Origin of the sequence: Leptolyngbya sp. DQ-M1 (genome assembly GCF_039962505.1) — a bacterium.
GTDB lineage: Bacteria > Cyanobacteriota > Cyanobacteriia > Leptolyngbyales > Leptolyngbyaceae > Leptolyngbya.
Genome location: NZ_JAMPLJ010000005.1, coordinates 97,475 through 112,868 on the forward strand (window position 1 = coordinate 97,475; position 15,394 = coordinate 112,868).

At 48.6% G+C, this 15,394-nt stretch carries 19 protein-coding genes; 10 read left to right on the top strand and 9 right to left on the bottom strand.

The features are described from left to right. Positions 1-367 precede the first annotated feature (367 nt). The 3 genes from metG (at position 368) to lptC (ending at position 3,886) form a co-directional block, all read left to right on the top strand. Positions 368-1,963: a methionine--tRNA ligase gene (gene metG, locus NC981_RS16965; RefSeq protein ID WP_348244034.1), complete on the top strand. Its 1,596-nt coding sequence runs from the start codon at positions 368-370 to the stop codon at positions 1,961-1,963. A gap of 68 nt (positions 1,964-2,031) precedes the next feature. Further along, positions 2,032-2,649 carry an NYN domain-containing protein gene (locus tag NC981_RS16970; protein WP_190377577.1) on the top strand — a complete coding sequence of 206 codons (618 nt, stop codon included), beginning with the start codon at positions 2,032-2,034 and terminating at the stop codon, positions 2,647-2,649. A gap of 85 nt (positions 2,650-2,734) precedes the next feature. After that, entirely contained in the window at positions 2,735-3,886 is a 1,152-nt protein-coding gene (gene lptC / locus NC981_RS16975; RefSeq protein WP_348244035.1) for an LPS export ABC transporter periplasmic protein LptC, read from the top strand. Positions 3,887-3,903: 17 nt separating this feature from the next. On the opposite strand, the gene NC981_RS16980 is transcribed toward lptC, so the two are convergent. Beyond that, positions 3,904-4,299: a ketosteroid isomerase family protein gene (locus NC981_RS16980; RefSeq protein ID WP_348244036.1), complete on the bottom strand. Its 396-nt coding sequence runs from the start codon at positions 4,297-4,299 to the stop codon at positions 3,904-3,906. 75 nt (positions 4,300-4,374) lie between these two features. Between NC981_RS16980 and queG the strand changes: the two genes are divergently transcribed. Beyond that, positions 4,375-5,280 carry a tRNA epoxyqueuosine(34) reductase QueG gene (gene queG, locus NC981_RS16985; RefSeq protein WP_348244037.1) on the top strand — a complete coding sequence of 302 codons (906 nt, stop codon included), beginning with the start codon at positions 4,375-4,377 and terminating at the stop codon, positions 5,278-5,280. A gap of 59 nt (positions 5,281-5,339) precedes the next feature. Here queG and NC981_RS16990 read toward each other — a convergent pair whose 3' ends face one another. After that, positions 5,340-5,654, bottom strand: coding sequence for a thioredoxin family protein (locus NC981_RS16990; protein WP_348244038.1), 315 nt, complete (start codon positions 5,652-5,654; stop codon positions 5,340-5,342). A 129-nt stretch (positions 5,655-5,783) separates the two neighbouring features. Here NC981_RS16990 and NC981_RS16995 point away from each other — a divergent pair, with 129 nt between their 5' ends. After that, positions 5,784-6,350 carry a DUF2854 domain-containing protein gene (locus NC981_RS16995; RefSeq protein WP_348244039.1) on the top strand — a complete coding sequence of 189 codons (567 nt, stop codon included), beginning with the start codon at positions 5,784-5,786 and terminating at the stop codon, positions 6,348-6,350. Positions 6,351-6,402: 52 nt separating this feature from the next. Here NC981_RS16995 and rpmA read toward each other — a convergent pair whose 3' ends face one another. Then, entirely contained in the window at positions 6,403-6,672 is a 270-nt protein-coding gene (gene rpmA, locus NC981_RS17000) for a 50S ribosomal protein L27 (RefSeq protein ID WP_348244040.1), read from the bottom strand. 35 nt (positions 6,673-6,707) lie between these two features. Continuing rightward, positions 6,708-7,061 carry a 50S ribosomal protein L21 gene (gene rplU / locus NC981_RS17005; RefSeq protein ID WP_348244041.1) on the bottom strand — a complete coding sequence of 118 codons (354 nt, stop codon included), beginning with the start codon at positions 7,059-7,061 and terminating at the stop codon, positions 6,708-6,710. 183 nt (positions 7,062-7,244) lie between these two features. Between rplU and NC981_RS17010 the strand changes: the two genes are divergently transcribed. Together NC981_RS17010 and NC981_RS17015 are read left to right on the top strand one after the other, a co-directional pair. Next, a complete protein-coding gene (locus NC981_RS17010; RefSeq protein WP_190377569.1) occupies positions 7,245-8,081 on the top strand; it encodes a PRC-barrel domain-containing protein in 837 nt (278 codons plus the stop codon). 108 nt (positions 8,082-8,189) lie between these two features. Then, positions 8,190-10,373, top strand: a complete 2,184-nt coding sequence (locus tag NC981_RS17015) for a VWD domain-containing protein (protein WP_348244042.1) — start codon at positions 8,190-8,192, stop codon at positions 10,371-10,373. Between the two features lie 45 nt (positions 10,374-10,418). Here NC981_RS17015 and NC981_RS17020 read toward each other — a convergent pair whose 3' ends face one another. The 4 genes from NC981_RS17020 to NC981_RS17035 form a co-directional block, all read right to left on the bottom strand. Continuing rightward, positions 10,419-11,084, bottom strand: coding sequence for a hypothetical protein (locus tag NC981_RS17020; RefSeq protein ID WP_348244043.1), 666 nt, complete (start codon positions 11,082-11,084; stop codon positions 10,419-10,421). A gap of 117 nt (positions 11,085-11,201) precedes the next feature. Then, positions 11,202-11,681, bottom strand: coding sequence for a flavin reductase family protein (locus NC981_RS17025; RefSeq protein ID WP_348244044.1), 480 nt, complete (start codon positions 11,679-11,681; stop codon positions 11,202-11,204). A 121-nt stretch (positions 11,682-11,802) separates the two neighbouring features. After that, positions 11,803-11,922 carry a photosystem II protein Y gene (locus NC981_RS17030; protein WP_190379508.1) on the bottom strand — a complete coding sequence of 40 codons (120 nt, stop codon included), beginning with the start codon at positions 11,920-11,922 and terminating at the stop codon, positions 11,803-11,805. An 87-nt stretch (positions 11,923-12,009) separates the two neighbouring features. Further along, complete coding sequence (locus NC981_RS17035) at positions 12,010-12,564, bottom strand: gamma carbonic anhydrase family protein (RefSeq protein ID WP_348244230.1); 555 nt, start codon at positions 12,562-12,564, stop codon at positions 12,010-12,012. Positions 12,565-12,660: 96 nt separating this feature from the next. Here NC981_RS17035 and NC981_RS17040 point away from each other — a divergent pair, with 96 nt between their 5' ends. The 3 genes from NC981_RS17040 (at position 12,661) to NC981_RS17050 (ending at position 15,065) form a co-directional block, all read left to right on the top strand. After that, on the top strand, positions 12,661-13,170 hold the full coding sequence (locus NC981_RS17040; protein ID WP_190379507.1) for a TIGR02652 family protein: 510 nt from the start codon (positions 12,661-12,663) through the stop codon (positions 13,168-13,170). Between the two features lie 5 nt (positions 13,171-13,175). After that, the gene (locus NC981_RS17045) at positions 13,176-13,589 is read left to right on the top strand and encodes a VOC family protein (RefSeq protein ID WP_348244045.1); all 414 of its coding nucleotides are present in this window, start codon (positions 13,176-13,178) and stop codon (positions 13,587-13,589) included. Positions 13,590-13,700: 111 nt separating this feature from the next. Beyond that, a complete protein-coding gene (locus tag NC981_RS17050; RefSeq protein WP_348244046.1) occupies positions 13,701-15,065 on the top strand; it encodes an ATP-binding protein in 1,365 nt (454 codons plus the stop codon). Here the strand turns inward: NC981_RS17050 and NC981_RS17055 are convergent. Then, positions 15,037-15,393, bottom strand: coding sequence for a hypothetical protein (locus NC981_RS17055; RefSeq protein ID WP_348244047.1), 357 nt, complete (start codon positions 15,391-15,393; stop codon positions 15,037-15,039). The two genes, NC981_RS17050 and NC981_RS17055, sit on opposite strands and share 29 nt — an antisense overlap. Position 15,394 lies beyond the last annotated feature (1 nt).

Here is a 15,394-nt window from a genome sequence, read left to right on the forward strand (position 1 = left end):
CCCTAAATTTACGGAGTAGCTTGTTGTTAGTGCGTCTACTTCATCGCGGCTTGTCGTTTAGGGTCGTAGCCTCACTGAACTGAAGCACTAGCGCTGACCGTTCACATACAAAAATTCAAGCAATTTTCTAGAGGTCTAGATTTCGGGGAAGTTACTGAGGCCATCTCACAAATTGGTAGAATCGGGAGCTTGAGACCTCTTAATGGCAACAGACGGTAAGATTTAAGGTTTAATGACGCTTCTGACACAGCGTTGCTGGTTAGAATTAGAGACGTGCTTCACTTTAAGAGCGATCGTTCTCAAAATCCAGTTAAGCCCCTACCCGGATTGATTTAGTTAATTAGAAGGGGTTATTTTCACACTCTTTATGACTTTACCTCCAGAAAAGCCTACTTTTGCTCTCACAACACCGCTTTATTATGTCAATGATTTGCCCCACATTGGCAGCGCCTATCCGACGATCGCGGCAGATGCGATCGCCCGATTTCAACGATTGCAGGGGAAACCGGTTCGATTTGTCACCGGAAGCGATGAGCATGGACAAAAAATTCAGCGGACTGCCGAAAGTTTGGGGCGCAAGCCGCAAGAACACTGTGACTTGATCGTGGAAGGCTTTAAGCGGCTGTGGACAAAGCTTGATATCCACTACGATCGCTTTATTCGCACCACCGATGAGCGGCATCATGCGATCGTCAAGGAGTTCTTCCAACGAGTATGGGAAAACGGTGATATTTATCTCAGTCAGCAGCAAGGTTGGTATTGCGTTTCCTGCGAGGAATTTAAAGAGGAGCGTGAGTTATTAGAAGACCGTCGCTGCTCAATTCACACCAATAAGGAAGTAGAATGGCGCGACGAGGAAAACTACTTCTTCCGCCTGTCTCACTATCAAGAAAAACTGGAAAGACTCTACGCAGAACATCCAGAATTTATCCAGCCCGAAATTCGCCGGAATGAAGTGCTGAGTTTTGTCGGTCAAGGGTTAAGAGATTTTTCAGTTTCGCGAGTCAATTTCGACTGGGGATTTCCGGTTCCCGTCGATCCAAAACATACGATTTATGTTTGGTTTGATGCGCTCCTTGGATATATCACAGCATTGCTCGAACCGGATCAAGAACCGACGTTAGAGAATGCAAGTTCTAAGTGGTATCCGTTTGATCTTCACATTATTGGAAAAGATATTCTCAGGTTTCACGCCGTTTATTTTCCCGCAATGTTAATGTCAGCCGGATTGCCCTTGCCAAAGATGGTATTTGGACATGGGTTCCTTGTGCGTGATGGCGTGAAGATGGGTAAAAGTAGTGGCAACGCGATCGATCCAGTCGCCTTAGTTGAACGATATGGAGTCGATGCGTTTCGATACTATTTCCTCAAAGGCATCGAATTCGGGCGGGATGGCGTGTTTGAAGAAGGGCGCTTCGTCGATATGTGCAACGCCGATCTTGCCGATGGGTTTGGTAACTTGCTGAATCGTAGTTTGGGCTTGATTCACAAAAATAGTGGTGGAGTGGTTCCGGAGGTCGAAATTTCAGTCGATCATCCGCTGAGGGCGATCGCTGAAGGGCTAGGAGAACGGGTGGCAAAAGCTTATGACTCTCTAGCGTTTAATGTCGCTTGTGAAGAAGTTTTAACGCTGATTCGATTGGGTAACAAATATATCAACGAACAGGCTCCCTGGTCGCTTTACAAATCAGGGAAAAAGCAAGAGGCAGAAGAAGTTCTCTATGCAGTCTTGGAGTCGGTGCGCTTGGCGGCGTATCTTTTAGCACCGATTATTCCTCGCACTAGCACGTTGGTTTATCAACAATTAGGTTTTAATGTTGACTTTAATGACGCTAACTTAATTGATATGTCAATTGCTTTCCCCGATCAGTCAAAATGGGGAATACTTCGTGCTAAACAAGCACTTCAAAAACCTCAACCTGTTTTTCAAAAACTCGAACTTCCGGTCGAAAGTTCACCCTAAGTGCGTGATGAATGTTCGCTCTTTATTTTCGTTCAAAACTTTTCATAAAAAATCTGAGGATAGCAACTGTGTTGAACCATATTAATCACGAAGCAGAGACAGTATTTTCGCCAGAGCAAGTGCTCGAAAATCGCGGACGGGTTGCCATTTTTATTGATGGCTCAAACCTGTTTTATGCTGCGTTACAACTCGGCATCGAGATCGATTACACAAAGCTCCTGGTACGGCTCACTTCTGGTTCAAGATTGCTGCGATCGTTCTTCTATACCGGGGTCGATCGCACCAACGAAAAACAGCAGGGATTTCTTCTGTGGATGCGGCGCAACGGATATCGCGTGATTTCTAAAGACTTGGTGCAACTGCCTGATGGCTCGAAAAAAGCGAATCTCGATGTTGAAATTGCGGTCGATATGATGTCGCTGGTGGGGTCTTACGACACGGCGGTTTTGGTTAGCGGTGACGGAGATCTCGCGTATGCGGTGAATGCAGTCAGCTACCGTGGGGTACGGGTTGAGGTCGTGAGTTTACGATCGATGACCAGCGATAGCTTGATTAATGTTGCCGATCGCTATATCGATCTGGACAACATCAAAGAAGACATCCAGAAAACGCCCCGGAGTTATACGTATCGTCCGTTAACCAGTATCGGTTTAATGGATGAACACGATGATGAGCATTCGCCTTAAAGTAAAGAAGTCGGGAGCAATATCGGGATAAATTTCGTCGTTTGTCCCGGTAGCTCCCTGGTTCTTTTGGTTTGAGGAATTTATTTTGCGTCGTTCAATCTTCTTGAATCTAGCTCTCATTGCGCTGCTCATCGGCGCAAGTGGTTGTGGCGATCGCAATCGCACGGCTGAAAAGTTGGCAACAGACACACAAGGCGCACAGAAGTTTGATAGCAACCTGACGTTTAATAATGTGACGCTAGAACAAGCCAACGACAAAGGGCAGCTTTGGTGGCGCGTGAAGGCGAAGCAGGCGGTCTACGCCAAAGATCAGAAGAACGCAACGGTGCAAGAGCCAAAAGGGGAGCTATTCCAGGACGGTAAGCCCATCTTTAAGCTCGAAGCGCAACGCAGCGAGATTCAGCAAGACGGAAAATCAATTATTCTCAAAGGGCAAATTACTGCCGTTGATATTCGCGATGGATCGGTTCTCAAAGGTAATGAGGTGGAATGGCGACCGACCGAAGATGTATTAATTATTCGCAACGGATTCAACGCAGACCATAAGCAGATTCAACTGGCAGCTAAAGAAGGTCGGTTCCTGACTCGCGCTCGACGAGTAGACGTAACCGGGCAAATTGTGGCACAGGCGAAAGACCCAACGCTACAACTGCGAGGAGAGCGATTAACCTGGCTGATCCAAGCACAGAAATTAAGCAGCGATCGACCGATTCAAGTCGATCGCTATGAAAACAAGCAGGTGAGCGATCGTGGCGGTGCTGACCAAACTGAGGTCGATCTGAAGTCTAAAATTGTCAATCTTCGTCAGAATGCGCGGATTGCCCTACAAAGCTCAAATACGCAAGTCAGCAGCAATGCCCTGAGTTGGAATGTTGAGCAAAAAACGCTGTCTGCGAGCGAACCCGTGACGATCGTGAACTCTGCTCAACAGGTGACACTGACCGCAAATCAGGGCGAGATGCTGCTGGATCAGCAAATTGCAAACCTCAGTGGCAATGTGCGGGGCGTTGGGGAAAGGAATCAATCGCGATTGAGCGCCGATCGTGTAAAGTGGTTCTTGGCGACACAGCAGTTTGAAGCAAACGGCAATGTGAACTATCAGCAGAGCAATCCGCCCTTTAGTATTGCAGGCCCGCAAGCCTCTGGAAAGCTAGATACTCAACAGGTCGCGGTGAACGGCGGACAGCAGGGGGGACGAGTGGAAATCCAGATTACACCGCGAGGGTTAGGACGGTAAAACCGTATCAGTTTATTTTATTGACGCAATTTCATTAGTTCTTGGGGCGAAGCGTTCAGTTTAATCCGCGTGAACATCAATTGATCATTTGAGTCGAGCGTAAAGTACCAAGTGACATTTACGCCGAACATGGGCATCTGAACTCTTCCCGTAATTTGAAATTCGATCGCATTTTGGTCGGTGGTATGAGACGTTCCAGCTTGCGGCAGAGCAGTTAATCCAGGGGCTTCTTTTTGCAGGTAAGCCGTGATCGCTTCTCGCCCAATGATCGGCTGCTCAAACGGAGGTTGCATTGCACCTTCGATCGCAAACAACTGACTGGTTGCCTCAAATTCTCCAGCATTTAGCGTCTCAAAATATCGCAAAATTATTGGGTGTGAAATGCCTTCAATTTCGATCGATTGCGTTTGCATGGGTTGATCTCACTCGCTCCGACCAAGCTACTGGATTATTAGAATAGAAGTCCTGCTTCTGCGGATGGAATTTTGATGTCACGAACGGAAGAAATTAAGCAAAAAGCGATCGAGCTTGGGTTTCACAAAGTCGGCATTGCCTCAGTGGACAATTCGGCTCAAATCAGTGCAGTTCAAGCATTGCAGAAATGGCTTGATCGTGGCTTTCAAGCAGACATGGCATGGATGGAGAATCCGAAGCGTCAAAATATTCGGGAATTGGTGCCAGGAGCGCGATCGATCATTGCTGTGGCGCTGAACTATTACACTCCGCAGCAGCGACCGGAGGGAAAAGAATATGCAAAAATTTCCCGTTATGGTTGGGGACGTGATTACCATCGGATTTTGCATAAGAAATTGAAGGCATTTTCGACCTGGCTAGAGCGTGACGGTACACAGGCACGTTATTTTGCAGATACAGCTCCAGTACAAGATAAGTTTTGGGCGCAACAAGCAGGACTCGGTTGGATCGCGAAAAACGGCAATGTGATCACTCGCGAATATGGTTCTTGGGTGTTTCTCGGTGGCATTGTCATCGATTTAGAGTTAGCGATCGATCAACCTTACACGCAGCATTGTGGAACCTGTACCCGCTGCATTGATGCTTGTCCAACGGATGCAATCACAGAACCATTTGTAATCGATGCAAATCGGTGTATTGCGTACCATACGATCGAGAATCGTGCCGAAACGCTCCCAGAGATTAATCTCAAGGGTTGGGTGGCAGGATGTGATATTTGTCAGGATGTTTGCCCCTGGAATCAGCGATTTGCCCAAGAAACCGATGTCCAAGATTTTCAGCCGCGATCGTGGAACGTTGCACCCACCCTGCAAGAACTAGCTGAGATTTCGGAAGAGGAGTACGATCGACGCTTTACCGGGTCAGCTTTGCGGCGAATTAAAATTGAGATGTTACGACGAAATGCGAGAGCCAATTTTTGAGTGTCAGACGGTAGCACAAATTAGAGTTTGAAATCTACCGTCTGCGATCGTGTCTCTACTTAGTTCGATTCTGCTAACACTGCTTGCAACCGACTGCGAAACTCACCCTTGGGGTGTCCGCCTTTCACTTCACCCAGAATTTTGAACTCTTCCTCCGGTGAATCACAAATAATGTAGGTGGGCCACCCCATCTCAGCTTTATCGGGGTACTGAGCCAGCAAAATCTTGCGGTACTTCCGATAAGTTGCGGTATCTTGCATTTTCACATCTACAAACTGCAAGCCCAACTCCTCAACCACTTTTTGGTCGTAGAACGACATCTTGTGACAAATTCCGCAATCTTCCGACGAAAACTTAATTACTGCACGAGCCATACTCAAATCATTTTTGGAATACCGTTCCAGCGTAAAAGATCTTGAGGTCGATCGCGCCGATTTCGTAAAACTCCGTTAACTGGAATTCTGCGATAATAGTGTTAATAAATATTGCAGCGAGTCAGTCTTATGTTTCTTCGTCGAATTCCTCTCGGTGCGTTATGTCTGGGTGGAGGAACCATTATTACGATCGTCGGATTTGCCGCGTATGCGCTAAACTATGCCGCCCTCAACATGATCGGGTTCTTCTATGGAATTCCTCTACTCTTAGGTGGTGTTGCACTTAAAATCACTGAATTGCGCCCTGTGCCGCTCAGTGTGCCCACAACCCCCGAAGTAGAAGCCCTGAAAGCGACTCAAGCAACCGCTACCCAAAAACAAGTCTTCGACGATGTAACGCGCTTTCGCTACGGACAAGAAGCCCATCTTGATAGTGCGCTCAAGTTCTTGGGACTCAGCCCAAGCGATGACGATCGCCCCACCCTCATTGGTCTGCGCGAGGAAAATCGAGACGGCGCTTATGCCATGGTGTTAGAATTCGACTCCCCGTTTATCTCGCTTGAAACCTGGCAGAAAAAAGTCGAAAAAATGACCACATTTTTTGGTCCAGGAGTTCGAGTCGAAGTGGCTCAACCTGAAGAAGAACGAGTCGATCTTGCGATCGTTGCTACCCCCAGCGTCACTGCTGCCGTTTAGCGACTAAAAAAGCCGTCCAAAGTTGGACGGCTCTTAATCCTTCGAGTTCGACTTAAGCCGAAACTTCTGCAACTGAATAAACGCTGACCTTCTGACGATCTTTACCCATGCGCTCGAACTTCACTTCACCTTCGATCAGCGCAAACAGCGTGTCATCGCTGCCCCGTCCGACGTTATTTCCAGGATGAAACTTCGTGCCGCGTTGACGCACCAAGATATTTCCTGCCTTCACGACTTGACCGCCGAACCGCTTTACACCCAAACGCTGAGCATTAGAATCGCGTCCGTTGCGGGTACTACCTGTTCCCTTCTTATGAGCCATAATTCCCTCTGAAATGGTGTTCTCGAATCTCTAGATTAACCGTTCGCTTGTTCTTTGGTCGCGATCGCGCTGCCGCCCAAGCTGATTGAATCAATCATAATCCGGGTCAATTCTTGACGATGACCACGTTTTTTGCGGGTTTTCTTTTTCGGTTGCATCTTGTAGACGATTACCTTGCGTCCGCGCAGGTGACGCATCACCGTTGCCTGAACGATCGCGCCTTCTACAACGGGCGCGCCCACGCTGATGTCCCCTTCGTTGTTGACCAGCAAAACGCGATCGATGTCGATCTGCGAGTCTACGTCTCCCACAAGGCGATTCACATCATAAAAGCGACTCGGTTCGACCCGAATTTGCTGCCCTGCGATCTCGATAATTGCGTAAGCCATGAGTTTTTCCTGAGTAGTCGCCGTACAGGTCGCGATCTCTACGAATCGCCGTTGACAAATACCTGATCCGAGCATGAATTGTAAGCCAGTTATCTAGTATGCAAAATGTAAAGCGATCGTGTCAAGTCACATTTTCTGCGGGTGCAAGATACACTGAAAGTAAGGTGAACATTTGAGATACCTATGGCAGAAATCGTCCGGCAGAGTGAGCTACTGAATCAGACTGTCCTTGATCGCGCTTCGATGCAGGAAGTAGGACAGGTAGAGGTACTGTGGATGTACCCGAAAGTGAATCGGGTGTTGGGATTTATCTGCAAATCGGGCTGGCTTGGCAAGAAAAAAACGGCGTTTAACTTGGATCAGCTAGAAGCGATCGGGAGCGATGGCGTTTTGGTGAATTCGCCGCCTGTCGAAACAGATGTCGAGAAGGTGAAACAGCTTGAATCGCTTGTCAATTGCGAAGTGTGGACGGATGCAGGCGATCAAGTGGGTAAGGTTGTCGATTATCTGTTTAATTTAGAAACGGGTGAAATTGAGCATTACTTATATGTTTCCGATGGTTGGGGAGGCATTGTGGGAAGCGTTTACCTTCTGCCACCGAACTATATTTTGAGATACGGCAGTCGGCGGGTGATGGTTCCCAAGGAATCGGTTGAATCGTTTGCGGTGTATCGGGGTGGAGTGCAGGAAAAATTCTCGAAAGTTAAGGATTTGTTTAGTGAGGAGAAGGGTCAGGTGACGCAAGAAGTGCGATCGCTTGCCGAACTCGCTCGCGAAAAAGCTCGCCGATTAAAGGAAAAGGCGCGATCGTTCACCGAACAAGCCTACGAATTTGTCGAAGATATTGCGCTTGATGAAACAGAGCCTTATGCTGCTCCGGCTTCTGAGCCTGCACCTTGGGACGATTGGGAAGATGAACCCGCTAAGCCAAAATCGCAGGAACTCAAAACGCCTGTCGAGCCGAAACGATCGCCGAAATCCCCAACTGCTGATGCTTGGGATGACGACGACTGGATGTGAAGATTATGAATTCAAAATAGTATTTCTCCGGATGGCAGGTCTTTCTCTGTCGTAGTGAATTTGAAGTGCTGACATGAGCGACTCAATTTCAAACGATAGAGAAAAACTATGCAACGAAAATGGATTACGTTTTTGGGACTGTTGCTGAGTAGTGTATTGCTCATTATCCTGAGTCAGGCGCAGCCCGCCTTGTCGATCGCGCCTCCTGCGGCAACAGTGACCAAAATCGCGGCGGACATGGGCAAATTGATCGGACGTAAACCGACGCGCCCGATTCTGATTACAGATAAGAAGTCTGCCCCTTCTATCTTTGCCCAAAGTATTAAGGATGCGGCGGGACATGGAGCAGTGACGATCGCTGCAACCAAAGAAGGCGGCAAATGGCGGGAACAAGACGAAGGCGAGACGATGGATACCTGCTGGATCGTTTGGCTGTCCTCTTATGCTAACGATGCACAAGATAAATCCCTGCTGGCTCACGAAATCTATCACTGTTTTCAAAACGAGCTGCTTGGCGTGAACCAGTTACCGGAATGGTTCATCGAAGGATCGGCAATGTGGGCAGGTGAAGAATACGCAGGCGGAACCAAGATGAGCAGTCCGATGTGGAAGGACTACTTAAGCGGCGAAAAATCACTTTTTGATCGCGGCTACGATGCGATCGGCTTTTATGCCCATCTGAAAAATAGCGGGGTTGATGTTTGGAAGCGGCTCGACTCGATTATGAAAACCGCCTCAAAAGATTCGGATGGCTTGTTCAATCAGTTCGTCAAATCTGCTGGAGATTCTTTTCTGACAACCTGGGCATCTGGACTCGCTCGGAAATCTGAGGCGGGAGCGGATTGGAATACCATAGGGCCGGGAATTACTGCGGATAAACGATCAAGTAAGGCGACCACCGTTTCTCCCAGTTCGCCACTGTCCCGCGAAATCACACGCGGAACTCAAGCCCTGTACGAGATTAACGTTCCTAGCGGAAAGATCATTCAGTTCGATATCAAAGGATATGGAGCCTTGCGCTGGACGGGTGGCAGTAGCGACATTCTGAAATTTAGCCAGGTATTTAATAAGCGCTACTGTGTGGGAGAAACCTGTCGCTGTGAAAATGGAAATTCTCCCTCCGGTGTAGAATCGGCTCCGTCAAATCAAGTTCTGCTAGCGGTGACGGGTACTACACGATCGACCAAGGTTGATGTGACGGCTGAAGACAATTCTTGTAAAGAGAAGAAGCCCAATAGCGGCAGCGGAAATAGCGGCAGCGGAAATAGCGGCAGCGGAAATAGCGGCGGAAGCTCAGGCAACACGGGATCTAACTCGCCGAATAGCGGCAACACAAAAACCGGGGCAAGCTATGGTGATCCGCATTTGATCACCTTTGATGGGTTCCGCTACAGCTTCCAAACGATCGGCGAATTTCTGCTGAGCCAATCTCAGGATCAGAAGTTTGTCGTTCAAACGCGGCAAGCTCAAGTGCCGGGGCAAGAATTGACGCTGAACCGTGCGGTTGCCTTGAAGGTCGGCAACGATCGCATTGGATTCTACATCGCTAAAGACTCAGCCCCGATCGTGCGCGTCAATGGAGAAATGAACACCAGCGATCGCCGCTCTTTTGCCGATGGCTCAATGCAGAAACGCGGCGATCAAGAATATGTAGTGCAGTGGAATAGCGGAGAACAAGCCACAATTCGACTGATTGAAGTTGCAAAAATGACGTTTCTCAATGTCACGCTAAATGTTTCAAATCGATCGAATCGGTACACTGGATTACTAGGAAACTTAGACGGCAATGCAGCAAACGACTTGCGAACCCGTTCAGGCAAAGTCATTCCAACAAAATCGAGCTATGGACAATTCACCAGTGCGCTGAGTAATCTGTTACCCACGCCTATTCCTTTGTCGAGTATCGAAACGGCGTTTCTCGATCAGCTTCATCGTGAGTTTGGTGATAGTTGGCGGATTCAGCAAAGCGAGTCGCTGTTCGATTATGAAGCGGGACAATCGACGGAAACGTTTAGCGATCGGCGTTTTCCCCGCCGCTATCTGACATTAGGATCATTGATGCCTGCTCAACTGCGATCGGCAGAAACCGTTTGCCGCAATGCGGGAGTCGAAGCGAATTTGCTAGAAGGCTGCATTTTTGATGTGGGACTGACGAATCAGCCTGGATTTGCTCAAGCCGCAGCGAATGCGCTGGTACAAGGAGTGATTGATCGGGCGGTCGATCGCGTCATCGATCAAGTCGAACAAAAAATTCCGGTGAAGCTTCCAGTGCGGATTCGCTTCCCTTGGTAAAGAAAACCGTGCACTCGACAAAACCGATTGAGTGCACGGTTTTCTTTAAATTGCGTCAATATTAACGGTTTCGATCGCGGGTGTCGTCTTCGCAACGGTTGATCGCTGACGAGACACTAACTCTGTTCCAGTGCGCTGTTTATTAGCGCGATACTTTTCTGTGATTTTTTGACCCGTCAAGAAATTGCTGCTTTCGCGAGTTGCGTCTCCGGTCAGGCGATCGAACTGTCGCACATCTTGACCAATCAGCACCAGACGTTTCGACGCTTTATCAATCCAGAAGCGGTGCAAAGTCTGTGTTCCATCGCGAGAACCGCGTAGCTGATCGACTAAAAGCACACCGTTCTCAATTTTGATTTGAATCGATTCCAACATGCCGCCGCAGTTTGAACACAGCAATAGACGTGGAGCCATGCCGATACGCTGCCATTGACCGTTCGGCTGTCGCTGCAAAACGAGCAGCATCCGGGCACGATCGCCTCCCGAATTTGCCGTTTGAATCAATCTCAAAACCGTATCCGCTCTGCGATCGCCATTGAGGTCGCCCTCAACTTTGCCTTCAATTTGCCATCCTTTCGGCACTAGGGCTTGGATACTGGTTCCGTTTGAGGGAACGACCGGATTAATTTGCTTAGAAGATTGAGCAATTGCAGGCGCAACCGGAGCGATCGCAAACATCGCCAATACTAGAGTCGAAATTGCACGTTTCATACAGGAATGATTGAACTACCGGGCTTCAGTAGTATAAGCTTCAAGCCCGATAATTCTTACTGCGGAAATTACGAGTTTGAAAGCTCGAATCAACCGTCGCTCGATCGAGCGATTAACTTAACCGCCGTACTGCCAACCTGTGCTTTCGAGCAGGAGCGGTTCACCTTCGCGATGCACTCCAGCCGCGATCACTTCACCCACAAACACCGTATGATCCCCATGATCCACGGTTCCGACGACTCGGCATTCCACATAGCCAAGCGCCTCAGAGATTATTGGGCATCCAGTTTCGCCTAAGTAGAACTCTACATCCTCGAATTTGTTACCGACTCGACGCTGCGGCTTAAAAAATTTCTGCGCGAGGTCTTTCTGTCCAGCTTCTAGAAAGCTCAGTGCAAATACGCCACTGTTGCGAAGCATTTGGTTGGAGCCAGAATCGCTTTTAACGCAGTTCACGACGATCGGTGGCTTGAACGATCCCTGCATCACCCAACTTGCAGTAAAGCCGTTTAAATTTTCTCCATCTTTGACACCGCAGATATACAACCCATGCGGAATCTTCAGCAACATTGCTTTTTTTGCCTGTTCGTCGAGCATTGCAGTTTTCCTTAAATTTGTACCGATTAACTTCTCAAGATTAACAAGCGCGATCGCAAAACAAAACCGACTTCTCTACGGTGAGAAAAGTCGGCTCAAGCGTGAAGGCTTAATTTAGCAGTTACTTTGCCAAGAAGCCCTTCACTTGCTGTAATGCGTAAGGAAGAATTCGAGAAACAGCCCAACCTCCTGCCAGAATGATCGGAAATAACACGATTAGGACGCGAAAATCAAAATCCATACCCGCTCTCTCGCTTAATCAGACGTTTCAATAATTTAAATTTGTACCGTATTTCGTGTAGCTTTCAAAGCAGTTTTCTCAGGGGGTTCACATTTGTACACGAAAACCGAGATCCGTTCCTTTGTTCGCGTGAACGAGTGCTAATTTCTCGTAATGTTGAGCGTGTTCGATCAGGTGTTCGACTTCTGAATCTAAAAGTTCACGAATCGGCTTGCCCGGAACGCCAACGACTAACGATCGTGGCGGTACATCCTTAGTCACGACGGCTCCCGCTCCAATGATGCTGCCTGCTCCTACTCGTACCCCATCGAGGACGATCGCCCCGATACCAATCAAACAGCCCCGCTCGATATGAGCGCTATGAATCACGGCTCGATGCCCCACCGTGACAAATTCTTCGAGGATCGTCGGATGACCCGGATCACCGTGAAGAATTGCCCCATCTTGAATATTCGTGCTGGCTCCAAGGCAGATTCTTTCTACATCAGCGCGGACGACTGCGTTATACCAAATGCTGACTCCAGCAGCGACTTCGACATTGCCAATTACCGTAGCATTAGGCGCAACGAAGGCAGCGATCGTCAAATCGGGAGGATTCCAATAAGACGGAGAAAAAAGAATTGGGACTTCAGAAGGATTCACGGTGATAATGAGACTAGAAACGCGCAAAGAGAAGACCGTTATAATAATTTCACGATCGCGCTTCACTTTAATGAAATATTCGATTTCCCGCACTTCATGATTAATCCCAGTTTGCAGTACCCGATATTTGGACCCGAAATTCAGTGCCCACACTGTCGGCAAACGATCCCAGCGTTGACTCTGACAGATACCTATTTGTGTCCACGCCACGGCGCGTTTGAGGCGAATCCGAAGACAGGCGAACTCATTCATCTCCAATCAGCGCGACACTGGCGGCTGTGGAATGATGAATGGTATCGCCAACACACCCACCCGGATGGCATTCGATTTGAGATTCATGAGGCGCTCGATCGACTTTATACGCAGGGCTACCGAGCGACTCGCGTGATTATTGCTCAGCGCTATAAGGAACTCATCAGCACGTATTTAGAGCGGAGTACCCCTTGGAGGGGACAATCCGATTCTCCGAAACCGAGACTTTATGGGCTTCCGGTCGAGTTTAGTCCTGATCCAAAAGATGATCCCTGCTGGGATGTAATTAATTTTGATTTAGAGAAGGAACCAGGAGCGCCTGTTCGCTATCCGTATTTTCGATTGTTTGAATAGAGCCAATGCACCACGTTTCGATCCGAACGGCTGATATTTTCAGGGCGATCGCATTCTACGAGCAGCTTGGATTTCAAGTGTGTGAGCGATTCCAAACGGGTTATACCTTAGCGTGCTGGATGGAAGGCTTGGGCGGACGGATCGAACTGCTGCAAATTCCTGAACCGAAACCCGTACCCGATGCCTTTCACGATGAGCATTACACCGGATACTATCATCTGTCGTTTGATGTGACGGAATTGACCGATGCATTGCCGCAGTGGATCGAATCGCTGAAAACGAAATTGGGTGAGCAAGATCAAGCATTAACGGTGTTACTGGAGCCGGCACAGCAAATGATCGGCGATCGCGTGTATGAAGTGGCATTCATTGCCGATGCGGACGGATTACCGATCGAATTTCTCAATCGGCTGAAGTAATGAAACTCAGGAAGGCGAATTCAGACTATCTCTAAGAAATTCGATTTGTCTTTCATGCCGAAATTCGGGCAGTAGAGTACCATGCTCTCACCCGGATCGATTTGGTGTGGTATGCGCTCGGAACCCTTTCTCGACAACTGGACCTATCTCAAAGTTGAATTTAACTGGCTGGAGCGGTTGTTGTTGACTGCCGTGGCGAAACAGCGCAAGGACGTAAAGACGATCGAGCGAGTATCGCAAACTAAAGCCGATCTCGTTACCAGTCATTGGTGGAAAGGATTGATTAGTTTAGACGAGGCGATCGCGTCAGATTCTCCGGTTGAGCGGCGAAAATCTTCGCCTGCTCCAACCTATCAGCAGCAACTAGACGCACGGATTCAGGCAAGTGGGCAGCATGGAATTGGCTTGGCGCTGCCGATGCTGCGCGATCGCTTGAATCTGACAACGTTTGAGAAAAATGTAGTTCTAATTGCCCTCGCGCCGGAAGTTCACCGACGATATGCTCAACTGTATGGCTACTTACAAAGCGGTCATGATGTTGCTGAGCGACCGACGATCGATCTCGTACTCCGCTTGCTTTGTCGAACCGATGCAGAATGGCGGACGGTGCGATCGAGCTTGAGTGATTCCAGCCGATTGATGAGATCGGGGTTGATTGAGGTAGAGGAGAATGATCGATCGTCGTTTTTATCGCGATCGATCAAGCTTTCCGATGAAGGCGTTAATTTTTTGCTGAGTGAGCCAGCAGAATTAGCTGAACTAGAAGAGTTAATTGCCGCTCAGATGCCCGCGCCGATCGCAATGACGCGATCAAGGAAATCCGTCAATCTGGTATTGCCGGAAGCCGTTCAAGCGCAACTGGCGCAAGTTTGCGATCGCATTCGATTTGCACCCCAGCTACAAGCTTGGGGATTTACCGCATCGACAGGCGTGACTGCTTTATTGATCGGTGCTAGTGGAACAGGGAAGACGATCGCGGCTCAATCGATCGCCCAAAAATTAGCCCTGCCACTGACTGAAATTGATCTCGCGATCATGGATGATTCGATCGAACTGATCGAAGAGTTGATTGATCAGGCACCAGAATTCGTATTGATTAAATCGGCTGAACGGTGGTTAAAGCGATCGGCTCCGATTGCACAGGTGATTCAACTGATTGAGGCTCGTAGCGGTTTAACTTGCTTTAGTGTGCGACATCGACTTGCAATCCCAACCGCACTACGATCGCGCATTCACTTTACGATCGAATTTCCTAAACCCGATGCTGCGGCTCGTGTGCAGCTTTGGAAGCAGGCATTTCCCGAAGTAACGCCGATCTCTGAAATAGACTGGCAAACATTGGCTAAGAAGCATTCCCTTACTGGGGGAGAAATTCAGAAAATTGCAGAGATTTCGGCGATCGAAGCCCTTTCACAAGATGCCTCAGAAATCGAGTTACATCACGTTCTTAAAGCAATCTCCCGACTTTCCCAATGAGCGGCAGGACGATCGATTTTCGCTGCCACAACCGCACCATCAGAACCAAATTCAGCACAAAGTAACCCGAAGTGAGAAAGCTTGCCATCAACAATAGCGGCAACTGCGCGGAGTCAGACGTAAAGGCGCTCGCGCCCATCAATCCGTAGAGCAACAGCCAGCCCATCGCAAACTTCACCACGAATCGACTCAATGCGCGTTCTTGGCGGCTGCCCGATTGTCGATACAGCGTCCAAAGGGCTGGAAAAAATCCAAAAACGGGTAAAAGATAGAAAAATAGCCGCAAATGCCGGACTGCATCGGGTTCTAGGCGATCGAAATCATTCATA